The 14,585-nt window shown below is 71.3% G+C and carries 12 protein-coding genes and 3 pseudogenes; 6 read left to right on the forward strand and 9 right to left on the reverse strand.

Features of this window, described 5'->3' with window-relative positions:
• Positions 1-381: 381 nt before the first annotated feature.
• Positions 382-579 (reverse strand): annotated as a pseudogene (locus BZY54_RS13975) (transposase family protein); the annotation flags it as partial.
• A 230-nt stretch (positions 580-809) separates the two neighbouring features.
• Here BZY54_RS13975 and BZY54_RS55400 point away from each other — a divergent pair.
• Positions 810-1,076 (forward strand): recombinase zinc ribbon domain-containing protein, encoded by a 267-nt coding sequence (locus tag BZY54_RS55400; protein WP_086725504.1) that lies wholly within the window; start codon positions 810-812, stop codon positions 1,074-1,076.
• A complete protein-coding gene (locus BZY54_RS53185) occupies positions 1,006-2,043 on the forward strand; it encodes a hypothetical protein (protein WP_143668053.1) in 1,038 nt (345 codons plus the stop codon). The genes BZY54_RS55400 and BZY54_RS53185 overlap by 71 nt, the downstream gene beginning before the upstream one ends.
• On the opposite strand, the gene BZY54_RS53190 is transcribed toward BZY54_RS53185, so the two are convergent.
• From BZY54_RS53190 to BZY54_RS14000, 4 genes and pseudogenes are all read right to left on the reverse strand, one after another.
• Entirely contained in the window at positions 2,019-2,306 is a 288-nt protein-coding gene (locus BZY54_RS53190; protein ID WP_244217152.1) for a hypothetical protein, read from the reverse strand. The two genes, BZY54_RS53185 and BZY54_RS53190, sit on opposite strands and share 25 nt — an antisense overlap.
• Positions 2,307-2,434: 128 nt before the next feature.
• Positions 2,435-2,695, reverse strand: a pseudogene (locus tag BZY54_RS55405) (transposase domain-containing protein); the annotation flags it as partial.
• 157 nt (positions 2,696-2,852) lie between these two features.
• Complete coding sequence (gene cofC / locus BZY54_RS13995) at positions 2,853-3,491, reverse strand: 2-phospho-L-lactate guanylyltransferase (RefSeq protein ID WP_086725506.1); 639 nt, start codon at positions 3,489-3,491, stop codon at positions 2,853-2,855.
• Complete coding sequence (locus BZY54_RS14000) at positions 3,488-6,076, reverse strand: bifunctional FO biosynthesis protein CofGH (RefSeq protein WP_086725507.1); 2,589 nt, start codon at positions 6,074-6,076, stop codon at positions 3,488-3,490. The genes cofC and BZY54_RS14000 overlap by 4 nt, the downstream gene beginning before the upstream one ends.
• A gap of 231 nt (positions 6,077-6,307) precedes the next feature.
• On the opposite strand from BZY54_RS14000, the gene BZY54_RS14005 reads away from it, so the two are divergent.
• The 4 genes from BZY54_RS14005 to BZY54_RS14020 all read left to right on the forward strand — a co-directional run bounded on the left by BZY54_RS14005 (position 6,308) and on the right by BZY54_RS14020 (position 11,705).
• A complete protein-coding gene (locus BZY54_RS14005; protein ID WP_086725508.1) occupies positions 6,308-7,840 on the forward strand; it encodes a CehA/McbA family metallohydrolase in 1,533 nt (510 codons plus the stop codon).
• Positions 7,841-7,988: 148 nt separating this feature from the next.
• Positions 7,989-10,937, forward strand: coding sequence for an SARP-family global regulator AfsR (gene afsR, locus BZY54_RS14010; protein ID WP_086725509.1), 2,949 nt, complete (start codon positions 7,989-7,991; stop codon positions 10,935-10,937).
• Between the two features lie 201 nt (positions 10,938-11,138).
• A complete protein-coding gene (locus BZY54_RS14015; RefSeq protein WP_086725510.1) occupies positions 11,139-11,348 on the forward strand; it encodes a hypothetical protein in 210 nt (69 codons plus the stop codon).
• Positions 11,349-11,522: 174 nt separating this feature from the next.
• On the forward strand, positions 11,523-11,705 hold the full coding sequence (locus tag BZY54_RS14020) for a hypothetical protein (protein ID WP_086725511.1): 183 nt from the start codon (positions 11,523-11,525) through the stop codon (positions 11,703-11,705).
• Between the two features lie 71 nt (positions 11,706-11,776).
• Here the strand turns inward: BZY54_RS14020 and BZY54_RS14025 are convergent, their stop codons facing one another.
• The 4 genes and pseudogenes from BZY54_RS14025 to BZY54_RS14040 all read right to left on the reverse strand — a co-directional run.
• Positions 11,777-12,163, reverse strand: a complete 387-nt coding sequence (locus BZY54_RS14025) for an ATP-binding protein (protein WP_086725512.1) — start codon at positions 12,161-12,163, stop codon at positions 11,777-11,779.
• A gap of 29 nt (positions 12,164-12,192) precedes the next feature.
• A pseudogene (locus tag BZY54_RS14030) lies at positions 12,193-12,432 on the reverse strand (leucine zipper domain-containing protein); the annotation flags it as partial.
• A gap of 101 nt (positions 12,433-12,533) precedes the next feature.
• On the reverse strand, positions 12,534-13,097 hold the full coding sequence (locus tag BZY54_RS14035) for a hypothetical protein (protein WP_086725513.1): 564 nt from the start codon (positions 13,095-13,097) through the stop codon (positions 12,534-12,536).
• A gap of 171 nt (positions 13,098-13,268) precedes the next feature.
• A partial coding sequence (locus BZY54_RS14040) for an outer membrane protein assembly factor BamB family protein (RefSeq protein ID WP_244217153.1) occupies positions 13,269-14,585 on the reverse strand: 1,317 nt, incomplete at its 5' end.

Below are 14,585 nucleotides of genomic sequence, written 5' to 3' on the forward strand. Positions count from 1 at the left end.
CTCCAGCCACTCGCGCGGGTTGAACGGCGACACCTCGCCCTCGTAGCCCTCGTCGGTGCGCACGAGCGTCAGATGCGGCATGAGGTCCGTCGGGTCGGTCGCGGCCTGGTCGGCGGGCACGTGCCCGATGATCGTGTAGTGCGTACCGACCAGGCGCACGTCCTGGCCCCGCAGATACGACCATTCGATGCCGGACGGCTGCGGGTGGAGACGGAAGCAGTAGCCGGGCGTGTGCACGATGAGATCAAAGCGGCCGTCCCAGAACGTCACCCCGCACTTCCAGCACCGGGCGTAGTCCTCGGACCGTTCGCGCTCGTTCTCGCACAGGTAGCAGTCGGCGCGGTGGTCGGCGTGCTCCGAGTGGTCCGCGTAGGCCCGGGCGACGACGACCTGGCGTGCGTCGACCGGCACGTCCGCCACCGTCCGGTGGTGATACCCGTGCACCTTCGCCGTCGGCGCCGCGCACACCGGACACGGCACCGCCACATCCCGGGTGCGGGCCGTGACCACCACTGCGTCACCCCCGTCCACCACGTCCTCAATGACCAGCTCCGACAGTCCGGAAAACACCGTCCTCATAAGGGAATTGACATCGATCACAAGATCGTGATCACAGACGGCTACTCGGCGCCACCACCGACTACGGGCCAGACCCAGGAAGTGAACACCCTCCAGGGTCGAGCCCCGCCGCCAGCAACCGGGGCGTCCGTCCACTGGCAGGGTGGTGCGCGGTGAGGACGAGTGGCTGGTGTTCATCCCCGACGCACTGCCCGCCTACATCACCATCGAGCAGTACCGGGGCATGGCTCGTGGCCAACGCCGCCCGGGCCGAGACCCCCGGCGCCATCCGCAGCGGCCCCGCACTGCTGGCCGGGCTGGTGCGGTGCGGCCGCTGCGGCAAGCGCATGACCGTGCGCTACCACCAGCAGGCCGGCAGCACCCGCCCCGACTACGTTTGCGCCCGGCAGATGACCGACTACGGGGGCCGGGGAGCGCTGCCAGGCCTTGAACGGGGTCTGCGTGGACGCCTTCGTCACCGCTCATGTCCTGGCCGCGCTGGCTCCGGCCGCGCTTGAGGTCTCCTTACGCGCGGCCGAGCAGGTCCTGGCCGAACGGGCCGAACTGGAGAAGATCTGGTCCCAACGGCTGGAACGCGCCGCGATCAACGCCGACCGGGCACAGCGCTGTTACCACCTCGCCGAGCCCGAGAACCGCCTGGTCGTACGGCAGCTGGAAAAGGACTGGGAGCAGGCACTGGCCGCCCAGCAGATCCTGCAGGAGGAGTACGACCGCTTCACGCTGACCCGTCCGCGCACCCTCACCGCCGCCGAGCAGCAGGCCATCACCGCGCTCACCAGCGACATCGAAGGCCTGTGGAGTGCTGCGACGACCACCGCCACCGACCGCAAAGAGATCATCCGCGCGATCGTGGAGCAGGGCACCGTCACCGTGCTGGGCACCAGCGAACGCGTCACCGTCACCATCACCTGGGCCGGCGGGAGGACCACCACCGGCGAGACCACCCGCCCCGTCGCCCTCCTGCAACAACTCAGCTACTTCCCGCAGATCAAGGAGCGTGTCCGCGAGCTGGCCGGGCAGGGACACCGCGCCGAGGCAATCGCCCGCCGCCTGCACGCAGAAGGCTTCCTTCCAGCACGCGGACGCGGGAACCGGATCAGCGCCAGCGCGGTCAAGGAGATCATGCGCGAACTCGGCTGCCTGCCACCACCCGCCCGCACCCGGTCGGCCCCGCCACCCGGCGAAGAACCCGGCTGCGATGAATGGTGGCTGGAAGACCTCGCCGCCGAACTCGACATGCCCGCAGTCACCCTCTACTCGTGGATCTACCGCGGCTGGGTGGCCGCCCGCAAGGAGTCCCGGAACCCTCACCGGTGGATCCTCCACGCCGGACCCACCCAACTCGCCGAACTCCGCGAGCGGCGCACCCGCCCGCCCGGCTGGTCCACCCGACGCCGCTGGACCGACTCCGAGCCACCCATCCCGGCCCAAGACGGAGATCAAACAACCAGTTCCCATTTATGAGTGCACTGTGGTTGACACATCTCGAACTCCCACCGCTGGGCATAGAGGGCGGCAAGCTCCTCGGCCGGTGCCTGGTCGGGGTTGAGGTGGACCTTGAGTGGTCCGACCTCGGCCGCGAACACAGCATGGGTGCCGCACTCGGCCAGGGCCGCGACCCTCGCCTGCGGATACGCGCTGCGGACCTGCCCGCAACTGGTACTGGGACGCCCGAAGAACTGGGCGTTCGCCGCGGTGCCCGGAACGTTGAAAACCGTGCCGTCCACCGCGACCAGCCGCCACCGCCGGTACCAGGCCCCTGCGTTCGCGTGACCGCCACAGGCCGGCACACCCGGGCGAACAGGGCCCGCAACGGCTCCGGCCCAAGCCGCAGACGGGCCCGCCCGATCGCCGCGATCGTGGGAACCCGCCAGGTGGTCGCCCACCGGCCTTCGTGCTCCAGCCCCGGGACGAGAAGTCGGGCCACCTCTTCGTAGCCCTGTCCGAAGAACGGACACATCGCCAGGACGAAGTAGACCACTACCCGTGCCAGCAGTAGCCGCGTCCGCTGCTCGACCCTGCCGCACTCGGCGACCACCTCGTCGACCATTTCCGGCGGAAACGCCCGCGTCAGCACCCCAACGCGATCCGATCCGAACGGAGCCCTGCACCGCATCGCGATCGCTCAGGCCCACTACCACCCCGATGCTCGCGCCTGCCTTGAGCGACGTAAGGATGCGGTCAACACCAACACCAACGACGCCCACATCGGCATTGACCCGGACTCCCTCCGGCAAGCGGCCTGATTGACATAGGAGCAAGTGGACGCAACCTCAGCGGCGGAGGGATAGGGCGGAAAGAGTGTGGACAGTGTGCCGTCCGAGCCCCAAACGCTCGGCGGCGCGCAGATCGTCGGCGGTATCGACATCGAGTCGCACGCTGGGAAAGTTAGGACTGGTGATCTCATGGGCTCCGGTCAGCCGGTGACTATGCCTTGAGGAGCCCTCGAAAGCGGGGTGCAGCAATTGGGCGCGCGCGGCGGTCAGTACTGTGGTGCCACGACCCGTGTGATCCGCGAGAACCGCACGAGAATGGCATCGGGCCAAGACCAGCACCTGGCTGAGCTCAGCGGATTTCAATGCCGGCAGGTCCGCAGCCACTACCGCTACGGGAGATTCAGGCTCGAGGCCTCGAGCGTAAGAGGCTCCTTTGAGAACCGCCGTGTTGAGCCCTGTCCTCGGATGATCGTCTACGGCAAGCGCACCCATCGATACCGCCGCGGAGACGGCTTCGCGGTCACTTGTCACGACGATCACCCTGGAGATGCCGTCGGCGCGGAGTACTGCGCTCAAGGTGTCCAGGAAAAATGAGCGTGCCAGCTCCTCGCGCCGGGAGCCTGCCCAGGGACACAGCCGCGATTTGGCCACCGCGAACGGCTTGACCGGCAACACTACGGTCCAGAAACCGGTCATGGGTTCAGGACCGGAAGCAGTTCCGGCAGGTGACCGTCGGACGCCTCGGCCACACGCTGCCGCTCCTGCGGCACCTCGCCGTAGACCGTCGTCCGCGGCCTGGCGGGCCGGCCCGCCGCCGCCGCGACCGCGACCAGGTCCTTGACCGACTTGTACGAGCCGTACGACGAGCCCGCCATCCTGGAGATCGTCTCCTCCATCAGCGTGCCGCCCAGGTCGTTCGCGCCGGAGCGGAGCATCTCCGCCGCCCCCTCCGCGCCCAGTTTCACCCAGCTTGTCTGGATGTTGGGGATGTGCGGGTGCAGGAGCAGGCGCGCCATCGCCGTCACCGCCCTGTTGTCCCGCGTGGTCGGGCCGGGACGGGCGATGCCCGCCAGGTACACCGGGGCGTTGGTATGGATGAACGGCAGCGTCACGAACTCCGTGAAACCTCCCGTGCGCTGCTGGATGCGGGAGAGCGTGCGGAAGTGGCCGAGCCAGTGGCGGGGCTGGTCGACGTGGCCGTACATCATCGTCGACGACGACCTGATGCCCAGCTCGTGCGCGGTCGTCACCACCTCGATCCAGGTCGCCGTCGGCAGCTTGCCCTTGGTCAGCACCCAGCGGACCTCGTCGTCCAGGATCTCCGCCGCCGTGCCGGGGATGGTGTCCAGGCCCGCCGCCTTCGCCTCCGTCAGCCACTCGCGGACGGACATGCCGGTGCGCGTCGCGCCGTTCACCACCTCCATCGGGGAGAACGCGTGGACGTGCATCCCGGGGACGCGCTCCTTCACCGCCCTCGCGATGTCGAAGTACGCCGTGCCCGGGAGGTCCGGGTGGATGCCGCCCTGCATGCACACCTCCACGGCGCCCACGTCCCAGGCCTGTCGGGCCCGGTCGGCCACCTGCTGAAGGGAGAGGGTGTACGCGTCGGCGTCCGTCCTGCGCTGCGCGAAGGCGCAGAAGCGGCAGCCCGTGTAGCAGACGTTGGTGAAGTTGATGTTCCGGGTGACGATGTACGTCACGTCGTCCCCCACCGCGGACTTGCGCACGTCGTCCGCGATCCCGCACAGCGCGTCCAGCGCCGGGCCGTCCGCGTGCAGCAGCGCCAGCGCCTCGTCGTCGGTCAGGCGCGTCGGGTCGTCGGCCGCCGTGCGCAGCGCCTGCCGTACGTCCGTGTCGATGCGCTCCGGCGCCATGCCGGGCGCCGCCGCCTCGCGCAGGGCGCCCCAGTCGCCGTAGACCTCGTCGAAGTCGTCCCGGCGGTCGGCGGTGCGGCCCTCGGTGTCGATGGTGCGGTGCAGGTCGGTGCGGCCACTCGCGGTGAAGGCCTCGTCCGGTTCCTGCCAGGGGCGGCCCTCGACCGCCGCCTCCTCGCGGGCCAGACCGGTCTCCGGGTCCGCGAGCGCCGTCAGGTGCGGACGCAGCCTCGGGTCGAGCCAGGGCTCGCCGCGCCTGACGAACTCCGGATACACGCACAGCCGTTCGCGCAGGGAGAAGCCCGCGGCCGCCGAGCGCTCGCGCAGGAGGTCGATCTGCGGCCAGGGGCGCTCCGGGTTGACGTGGTCGATGGTGAGCGGCGAGACGCCGCCCCAGTCGTCGATGCCGGCGCCGATGAGGCGCTCGTACTCCGCGTCCACCAGGTTGGGCGGGGCCTGCAGGCAGGCGGACGGGCCCAGGATGTGCCGGGCCACGGCGACCGTGGCGAGAAGGTCGTCCAGCTCCGCGTCCGGCATGCCGCGCATCGCCGTGTCCGGCTTGGCGCGGAAGTTCTGGATGATCAGCTCCTGGATGCCGTGGTACGCCCGGGAGACCCTCCGCAGCGCGAACAGCGACTCGGCGCGCTCCTCGTACGTCTCGCCGATCCCGATCAGGATCCCGGAGGTGAACGGCACGGAGGAACGGCCGGCGTCCTCCAGCACCCTCAGCCGTACGGCGGGTTCCTTGTCCGGGGAGCCGTGGTGCGGGCCGCCCGGCTCCGACCACAGCCGCTCGGCCGTCGTCTCCAGCATCATGCCCATGCTCGGAGCGACCGGCTTCAGGCGCTGGAAGTCGGTCCAGGTCATCACGCCCGGGTTGAGGTGCGGAAGGAGGCCGGTCTCCTCCAGGATGCGGATGGAGACGGCACGGACGTAGGCGATGGTGTCGTCGTAGCCGTGCGCGTCCAGCCACTCGCGCGCCTCCGGCCAGCGGTCCTCCGGCTTGTCGCCGAGGGTGATCAGGGCCTCCTTGCAGCCCAGTTCCGCGCCCCGGCGGGCGATGTCGAGGACCTCGTCCGGGGACATGAACATCCCGTGCCCGGCGCGGCGCAACTTGCCGGGGACGGTGACGAAGGTGCAGTAGTGGCACTTGTCCCGGCACAGCCGGGTGAGCGGGATGAAGACGCTCTTGGAGTAGGTGATGACGCCGGGGCGGCCGGCGGCCTCCAGGCCCGCGTCCCGCACCCGGGCGGCGGACGCGGCGAGGTCGTCGAGGTGCTCCCCGCGGGCCTGGAGCAGCACCGCCGCCTCGGCGACGTCGAGCGCGACGCCGTCCCGGGCACGCTTGAGGGCACGACGCATGGAGTTCTCGGTGGGGCCGGTTCCGGAGGTCGCGGAAGTCGTCATCCTCCGAGCATACGATCGCGGTGATCAACCGCTCGGTGTCTGCCTGCCGGGCCTGCCCGCGTCCCTCTCCGCCCCGAAGACGCCGAGCCCGCTCACCCGCGAAGACGCCGGGCGGACGGAAGCCACCGGCCTCCTTGCCGTACACGGCAGTTCACCGCCGCGTACGAAGGTTGCACGCACCACCACTGCACCATCCATGCCCTGTCATCCTCGACACCTGGGAGCAGCAGCATGTGCGCAGACGACCACGACGACGACCACGAGCTCGGCAGACGCGCTCTGCTCATGACGGGTGCCGCCGCGGCGCTTACGTTGGGAAGCGTGACCTTCGCGAGTGACGCCGAAGCCGCGGACGGCGAGCAGCGGACCCGCACGATCCGCGGCAACCTGCCGACCGGCTCACCCGACTACGTGTACGTACCCGTCGAAGTCCCGCCCCGGGTACGGGAGATCCGGGTCGCCTACACCTACGACAAGCCGTCCGTCCCGGCCGGCACTCCCGGCAACGCCTTGGACATCGGCATCTTCGACGCACACGGCACCGAACTCGGGGGCCGGGGCTTCAGGGGCTGGTCGGGCGGGGCGCGCTCGGAGTTCTTCATCCGCGCCGACGAGGCCACCCCGGGCTACCTGCCCGGACCGGTCGGCGAGGGCACCTGGCACATCGCGCTCGGCCCCTACACCGTGGCGCCCCAGGGCCTGTCGTACGAGATCACCGTCACGCTCACCCTCGGCGAGCCCGGCCGTACCCCCCGCCCGGCGTACCCGCCCGCCCGGGCCGGGGGCCGGGGCCGCGCCTGGTACCGGGGCGACTGCCACCTCCACTCCTGGCACTCCGACGGCCGGCGCACCCCCGCCGAGATCGCGGCGCTGGCGCGGGCGGCCGGGCTGGACTTCATCAACACGTCCGACCACAACACGAACTCCTCCCACCCGCACTGGGCGGACCAGGCGGGCGACGACCTGCTGATCATGCTGGGCGAGGAGGTCACCACGAGGAACGGCCACGTCGTGGCCCTCGGTACCGAGCCGGGCACCTTCGTGGACTGGCGCTACCGGGCGCGGGAGAACCGCTTCGGCCGCTTCGCCCGCGACATCCGCCGGGCCGGCGGCCTCGTCGTCCCCGCCCATCCGCACGCCACCTGCATCGGCTGCGCCTGGAAGTTCGGATTCGGGGAGGCGGACGCGGTGGAGGTGTGGAACGGCCCCTTCACGCCCGACGACGAGGTGGCGCTGGCGGCGTGGGACAACATGCTGGTTGCGTCCGCACGGCACGGGCGGGAGTGGCTCCCGGCGATGGGCAGCAGCGACGCCCACCGCTCTCCGGACGCCGTGGGCACGCCCCAGACGGTCGTCCTGGCCGACGACCTGACCCGGGAGGCGATCCAGGACGGCATCCGCGCGGGCCGCTCGTACGTGGGCGAGTCCCGGCACGTGTCGCTCACCTTCACCGCGAGCGGCGGCAGGGGTGAGCAGGCGGGCATCGGTGAGCGGCTGCGCGTGGCCGAGGACACCCCGGTGACCATCCGCCTGGAGGCCTCGGGTGTCCCGCGCTGCACGGCCCGCCTGGTGACCGACCAGGGCGTGCTGCTGACCAGCGACCCGTTCCCGGTCTCCGGTTCGGGGGTGGTCGAGTGGCGGACCACACCGGCGTACGCGGCCTACGTACGGGCCGAACTGCGGCACGAGACGGCGGTGGGGCCGCTGCCGGGCGTGATGGCGGCCCTCACGAACCCGATCTTCCTCGGTCCGGAGCAGCATTAGGCGGGGCGGGGGGAGGTGTTGTGTGAGCCTTGTGACGCCGTGTCCGTCGACCTGTGATCACTGTCTCCCGCAGCTGACGCATCTGCCATGAACAAGGCAAACTGGCCTCCTGGTTGTGGACGGTTCGGCAGGGGGCCAGGGGGCAGCGATGGACGGTGTACCGCGAGTGCCTGAGCAACGGGGTCCCGGAGAATCGGCGACGCTGCGGTTCGGCGTACTCGGACCGGTGCGCGCCTGGCGCGACGAGGAGCCGCTGGCCACCGGCTCACCTCAGCAACGCGCGCTGCTCGCCGCGCTGCTGCTGCGCGAGGGCCGTACGGCGACGGCGTCGGAGCTGATCGACGCACTGTGGGGCGAGGAGCCGCCGTCGCAGGCGCTCGCGGCGGTGCGGACGTACGCCTCCCGGCTGCGCAAGGTGCTGGACCCCGGGGTCCTGGCGAGCGAGTCGGGCGGTTACGCGGTGCGCGGGCTGCGCGAGGGCGCCCTGGACCTGACGGTGGCGCAGGACCTGGCCGCAGAGGCGGACAAGGCCCGCGCGGCCGGGGACCTCGGCCGGGCGCGCTCGGCGCTGGGACGCGCGCTGGCCGTGTGGGACGGGGAGGCGCTGGCGGGGGTGCCGGGCCCGTACGCCGAGGCGCAGCGCGTGCGCCTGGAGGAGTGGCGTCTGCAACTCCTGGAACTCCGCCTGGACATGGACCTGGAACAGGGCTGCCACGCGGAGGCGGTGTCGGAACTCACGGCCCTGACGGCGGCGCACCCGCTGCGCGAACGCCTGCGCGAACTGCTGATGCTCGCGCTGTACCGCAGCGGCCGGCAGGCCGAAGCGCTGGCCGTGTACGCCGACACCCGCCGGCTGCTTGCCGACGAACTGGGCGTGGACCCTCGCCCCGAACTGCGCGAACTGCAACAGCGGATCCTCCGGGCCGACCCGGCGCTCGCGGAACCCTCCGCGCCGGCCCCGGAGCCGGCCGCGGCACCGGTACGCCCGGCCCAGTTGCCCGCGACCGTCCCGGACTTCACAGGCCGGTCCTCCTTCGTGGTGGAGCTGAGCGAGGTCCTGGCGTCGGCGGAGGGCCGCGTGATGGCCGTGTCGGCGCTGGCCGGGATCGGCGGGGTCGGGAAGACGACCCTGGCGGTGCACGTGGCGCACCAGGCGCGGGCGAGCTTCCCCGACGGCCAGCTGTACGTCGACCTCCAGGGCGCGGGCTCCAGGGCGGCCGAACCGGAGACGGTCCTCGGCTCCTTCCTGCGCGCCCTCGGCACGGCGGACTCGGCGATCCCGGACTCCCTGGAGGAACGGGCGGCCCTGTACCGCTCGGTCCTGGACGGCCGCCGGGTCCTGGTCCTGCTGGACAACGCGAGGGACGCCGCCCAGGTCAGACCCCTCCTGCCGGGAACGGAGGGCTGCGCGGCGCTGATCACCTCCCGGGTCCGGATGGTCGACCTGGCGGGCGCCCACCTGGTCGACCTGGACGTGATGAGCCCGGAGGAGGCGCTGTCCCTCTTCACCAAGATCGTCGGCGAGGAGCGGGTCGCCGCGGAGCGGGAGGCGGCGCTGGACGTGGTGGCCGCCTGCGGCTTCCTCCCGCTGGCCATCCGCATCGCGGCCTCCCGCCTGGCGTCGAGGAGGACGTGGACGGTCTCGGTACTGGCGGCGAAACTGGCCGACGAGCGCCGCCGGCTGGACGAGCTCCAGGCGGGCGACCTGGCGGTGAAGGCCACCTTCGAACTCGGCTACGGCCAGCTGGAGCCGGCCCAGGCCCGGGCGTTCAGGCTGCTGGGCCTCGCGGACGGCCCGGACATCTCCCTCGCGGCGGCAGCGGCGGTACTGGACCTCCCCGTGGACGACACGGAGGACCTCCTTGAGTCCCTGGTCGACACGTCCCTGCTGGAATCCGCGGCCCCCGGCCGCTACCGCTTCCACGACCTGGTCCGCCTCTACGCCCGCGCCTGCGCCGAACGCGACGAACACCCCCCGAGCGAACGGGACGCGGCGATGTCGCGGTTGCTGGACTTCTATCTGAGGACTGCGGCGGGGGTTTACGCGATCGAGCGGCCGGGGGAGCGTGTCCTGGAGCACTTCGCGGCGACGCAGCATCCCGGGTTGGTCTTCTCGGACCGGGACCGCGCGCTCGAGTGGCTGTTCAGCGAGTCGAACTGCCTCCTCGCCTGCGCGCAGCAAGCAGCGTCCGCGGGTATGCAGCGGAAGGCGGCCGACCTCCTGATGGCTGCGGTCGACCTCGGCGAATCGGGTGCGTACTCCCTGCAGTTCACGCAGGCGGCCGCCGCGGTGAGCGACGCCGCGCGTACCGTCGGTGACGCCTGGGCCGAGGGCAGGGCTCGTACGATGCTCACCCATGTCCACAGCCTCTGTGGACGTTTCACGGAGGCGGACGAGGAGGGCAAGCGCGCCCACTCACTCGGCACGACTGCCGGTGATCCAGTCGCACGTGCGCAGGCCCCCAACCAGCGCGGCATCATCGCGCTCTACGAAGGGCGCCACGGCGATGCAGAAGCCCACCTCGAACACGCGCTTGAAGCCTTTCGAGCGGACGGCAACCAGCCCGGTGCCGCGGCGGCCCTGTGCAACCTCTCCCGTGTGCACCTGGCCGGTGGCCGTACGGACAGCGCGGTGGCTCTCGCCCAGCAGGGTGTGGAGATCTACGAGCAGGACGTCACCGGGCAGGCCCTGCGACTCGCCAACGGCAAGTACGCCCTGGGCCTCGCGCTGACGACCGCCGGGCGCACGGCGGAGGCACGGGCCGTGCTCCTGGCCGCGCTGGACGTGTTCCGCAAGAGCCGGCAATTGCTGTGGCACGGCATGACCCTGTTCCGGTTGGCGGAGCTCGACCTCGCCGACCGCACCCCCGCGTCTGCCGCTTCACACGCCGAACAGGCTCTGGCGGTGCTGCGCGGCATCGGCGGGGACTGGCGGCGGGCCAATGTCCTCACCGTTCTCGGCCGCGCACTCATGGCCATCGGGCACACGGACCGGGCCCAGGTGTGCTGGCAGGACGCGCTGGCCGTCTTCGACGCGCTCGGCTCGCCCGAAGCGGACGAGGTGCGCTCGCTACTCCATCCGGTGGCCGTCGCGTGACCGGGGCAATCGGCGTTCATCATTCGTTTATCGCCAACCGGCACTCTCATGAGTGCCGGTCCGCCGCGTCGGGGGGCAGACGGATCGGCGCTTCGGCCACACCGTTAGGGTGACGGCCTCACAAAACCCGTCCGGCGGCCCTCGGGGGAGCCGCCGGACGGGCATGTTCAGTCCCGCACATTCTTCAGGGAGTTGACCGTCATGGCCGACAACACGGGCGAGATCAAGCCGAACGACGCGCACGCCACCGGGGAGAAGCTGACGACCCTCGACGCGCACGCCACCGGCGAGAAGCTGACGACCCTCGACGCCCACGCCACCGGTGAGGAGCTCAAGCCGGCGGACGCGCACGCCACCGGCGAGGAGATGACGACCCTCGACGCCCACGCCACGACTGAGCGTCCCAACTGACGTCACCACACGGGGATCGGCCGCGGCGGCGCGGAGGGGGGCCGCCGCGGCCGAGGTGTGCGCCACGGGCATGTTCCCGCCATGTTCCGGCGCGAACAATTCGTCCCGTTCGAACTTGCAAACCCTCGGACTGACGTGGTTTTGCCCAAAGACCTCTCTGCTTGAGGAGTTGCAGTGACTCGCACCAAGAAGGCTCTTGTCACCGTCACGATCGCGGCCGCGGCTGCTCTTGGAACGACGGTCCCGGCGTTCGCCGACATGCACGCGACGGACACGCCGGTGACCACGAACGACATGCACGCGACGGGAACGCCGGTCACCCCGGACGACATGCACGCGACGGGCGTCTTGAAGTAGCCCGCGCGAAGCCGAGAACTCGCCGCATGGGGGCCGACTCAAACTCGGCCCCCTCGTTGCATCTCCTCAGCTCATCTCAATGCGACCAGCTCGCACCACACCGTCTTGCCCTCCGCTTCCTGCTCCACGCCCCACCGCGACACGAGCGCGTCCAAGAGGGCGAGGCCCCGGCCGGACTCGTCGCTGTCCGCCGCGTGCAGGAGAACGGGCAGCGCACGAGGGTCGGGGTCAGTGACCTCGGCACGCGTCCGGCCGTCGTCCACCAGGGACACCCGCACCCGCACCGCCACGCCCTCCCCCACGTTCCGGATGGCGTTCCCGACCAGTTCCGTGACGCACAGTTCGACGTCAGGACACGGCACCCCCAGATACCCACGCACCGCCCGGCGAAGCCCCGGCACGGCCTCCGGGACGGCGAGCAAGTCCAGCTGGAGATACGGAAGAACGGGCGCGTTCAACGCCCGGCCGCCTTCCGGACGACCTCCGACAGCCGGCACACCCGGTCCTCCACCGGCGCCGGGGTGCGGTGTGGCGTCCGGTGCGGCCTGCTGGAACGGTCAAGAAGCCCGGCCTCGCCTTCACGGCGCCAGCGGCGGATCCACTTGTGCGCCGTGGCCCGCGAGATGCCCATCTCGGCGGCCACATGAGCGACAGGACGGCCTGAACGGACACGCTCGACGAGCAGCCGCCTGCCGTGAACGGTCAGCCGGGCATTACGGTGGGACACGAAGACCTCCGTGCGGTGTGTTCCTAGACAGCTCCACCACACCGGAGGTCTTCGCCATGATCAAGACCCGCCAGTGTCAACAACGCTCGTGGCCAATACACCTAGGACCTGATCTCGGCCTGCCCGTCCACCTGGCAGTGGTCGACCGAGGAGAGGAAGTTCTTGGCGAGTGGGACCCGTGTGGTCGCCTTTCCGTGGGCGGGGACGGAAGCCGCCAAGGAGGACTCGTCGGTGAGAAGGCTGCCTTCGTCGTCGTAGAACGTGACCCGGACCTGGAACCCGGCCTTGCGGCCGTTCGGGTTCGTGACCTCGACCGTGGCGTACGGCCTCGTGCCGGTCGCGCAGCTGATCAGGGTCGCCACACCCTCCAGCGCCGTGCCTCGGCTCCCGCCGGAGGGTGTGGCGGTGGCGCGGTGCGTCGGGCGTCGGGTGTAGTAGCCGCCGCCCGTCCGGCTGCTGTCGTCGGTCGAGTCGTCGTACGATCCGCCGCCCGATGTCGAGGAGGACGACGAGCTGTCGTGGTCCTGTTGCGAGCTGCTGCAGCCGCCCCCGCCGCCGCTGTGCCTGCTGTGGCCGTGGCCGTGGCCCCTCGAGAAACCCGTCAGTGCGAGCACCACGATCGCCAGTACGGCCGTGAACCTGATTCTGCGCCCCCGAACCTGCATGTGATCACCCTATCGGCGGATCGGGCCGCCGCCGAGGTCGCCTGGCGGCGAATTCACACACCGAGTAGCGTCCTGTGTGTGAACGGTGACGAAGCGAGCCGTTCACCTGGGCCGACGGCCGCCGTCCGAACCCTTCCGTGAAACCGGTACGACGGCCGTCACTCCCCCGACTCAGGTCGTACGCGCCGTTCCCGTGCCCTTCTCCGCGTCCAGCGCGTACACGCAGCGGTCCTTGCTGCAGGCGTAGACGACGCCGTCCCTGACCACCGGGGAGCCGGTGATCTCGCCGCCGGTCGCCAGCTTCCAACGCAGGCGGCCGTCGTCGGACTTGAGGGTGTAGAGGAGGTGGTCGGTGGAGCCGAAGTGGATACGGCCCTCGGCGACCGCCGGGGAGCCGACGATCTCGCCGCCCGCCTGGAAGCGCCACTTGGGCGTACCGGTCACCGCGTCCAGGGTGTAGAGCCCCTTGCCGCTGCCCACGTGCACGTGCCCCGCCGCCACCAGCACGGGGTCGACGGACGCGCGGGCCTCGGTGGCGATGCGCCAGCGGTCGCGGCCGTCGGTGGCGTCGAGGGCGTAGACGGTGCCGAGGTAGTCGGCGAGGTAGACCCCGCCGCCCGTGACCGCCGGGCCGGGGGCGAAGGCCGGGGGGCAGAGGAAGACCGCGGGGGCCTCGAAGTGCCAGCGGACGTGGCCGCTCGCCACGTCGACGGCGAGCACGCGGGTGCCGGCGCTGACGTAGACGTGGCCGTCGGGGGCCGGGGTGATGCGCACCGGCACACCGCCGCAGGAGGAGGCGTCGCCGATGGGGTAGGACCAGCGCTCCTCGCCTGTGCGGGCCTCCAGGGCGCGCAGTCGGGAGTCCTGCCAGACGTAGACGGTGCCGTCGTGGACGGCGGGGCCGGCCTCGGGGGACTCGAAGTCGGTCTGGCAGCCGGCGATCTCCCACAGCTTCTGGCCGCCGCCGGCCTCCCAGGCCTGCACGCCGCCGCCGCGGGTGCCGGTGACGACCGTGCCCCGGTCGGCCCGGAGCGAATACACCCAGGCGTCCGTCTGGAGGCGCCAGAGGTCCGCGCCCTCGCGGGCGTCCAGGGCGTAGAGCGTCGGACCGTCGGAGGCGTGGATACGGCCGTCGGCCACCGCCATCGACCAGGCCACGTCCCGTGTCTTGAAGCGGCGGCGGCCGGTGGCCACGTCCAGGGCGTGCACCTCGAAGGAGGTGACGTAGACGAGATCGTCGGCGACGGACGGGGTGCCCCAGACGTCGTTGGACATGCGGAAGCGCCAGGGGCGCCAGCCGGTCGCCGTCTCCGGGTGCGCGGGCGGTGCGGCGGACACGGCGGGGTCTGCGCCGTTGACACCGGGCTGAGGGCCGGGGTGCCTGGTCCAGGAGGCGGCGAGGCCCGCCTCGGGCGGGGGCGCCTTGACGGCGGCGGCGCGGGCGTCGGCGACGCGCGGGCCGGGGCCGATGGGCACCTGGGCCCCGGC

It is taken from the genome of Streptomyces carpinensis, from assembly GCF_002154505.1.
In the GTDB taxonomy this organism is placed as follows: domain Bacteria; phylum Actinomycetota; class Actinomycetes; order Streptomycetales; family Streptomycetaceae; genus Streptomyces; species Streptomyces carpinensis.

Excerpts from the sequence above, each read along its gene's own strand:
- cofC (WP_086725506.1), bottom strand. The coding sequence starts at position 3,491 with ATGACCGGTTTCTGGACCGTAGTGTTGCCGGTCAAGCCGTTCGCGGTG.
- BZY54_RS14000 (WP_086725507.1), bottom strand. The coding sequence starts at position 6,076 with ATGACGACTTCCGCGACCTCCGGAACCGGCCCCACCGAGAACTCCATG.
- BZY54_RS14005 (WP_086725508.1), top strand. The coding sequence starts at position 6,308 with ATGTGCGCAGACGACCACGACGACGACCACGAGCTCGGCAGACGCGCT.
- afsR (WP_086725509.1), top strand. The coding sequence starts at position 7,989 with ATGGACGGTGTACCGCGAGTGCCTGAGCAACGGGGTCCCGGAGAATCG.
- BZY54_RS14015 (WP_086725510.1), top strand. The coding sequence starts at position 11,139 with ATGGCCGACAACACGGGCGAGATCAAGCCGAACGACGCGCACGCCACC.
- BZY54_RS14035 (WP_086725513.1), bottom strand. The coding sequence starts at position 13,097 with ATGCAGGTTCGGGGGCGCAGAATCAGGTTCACGGCCGTACTGGCGATC.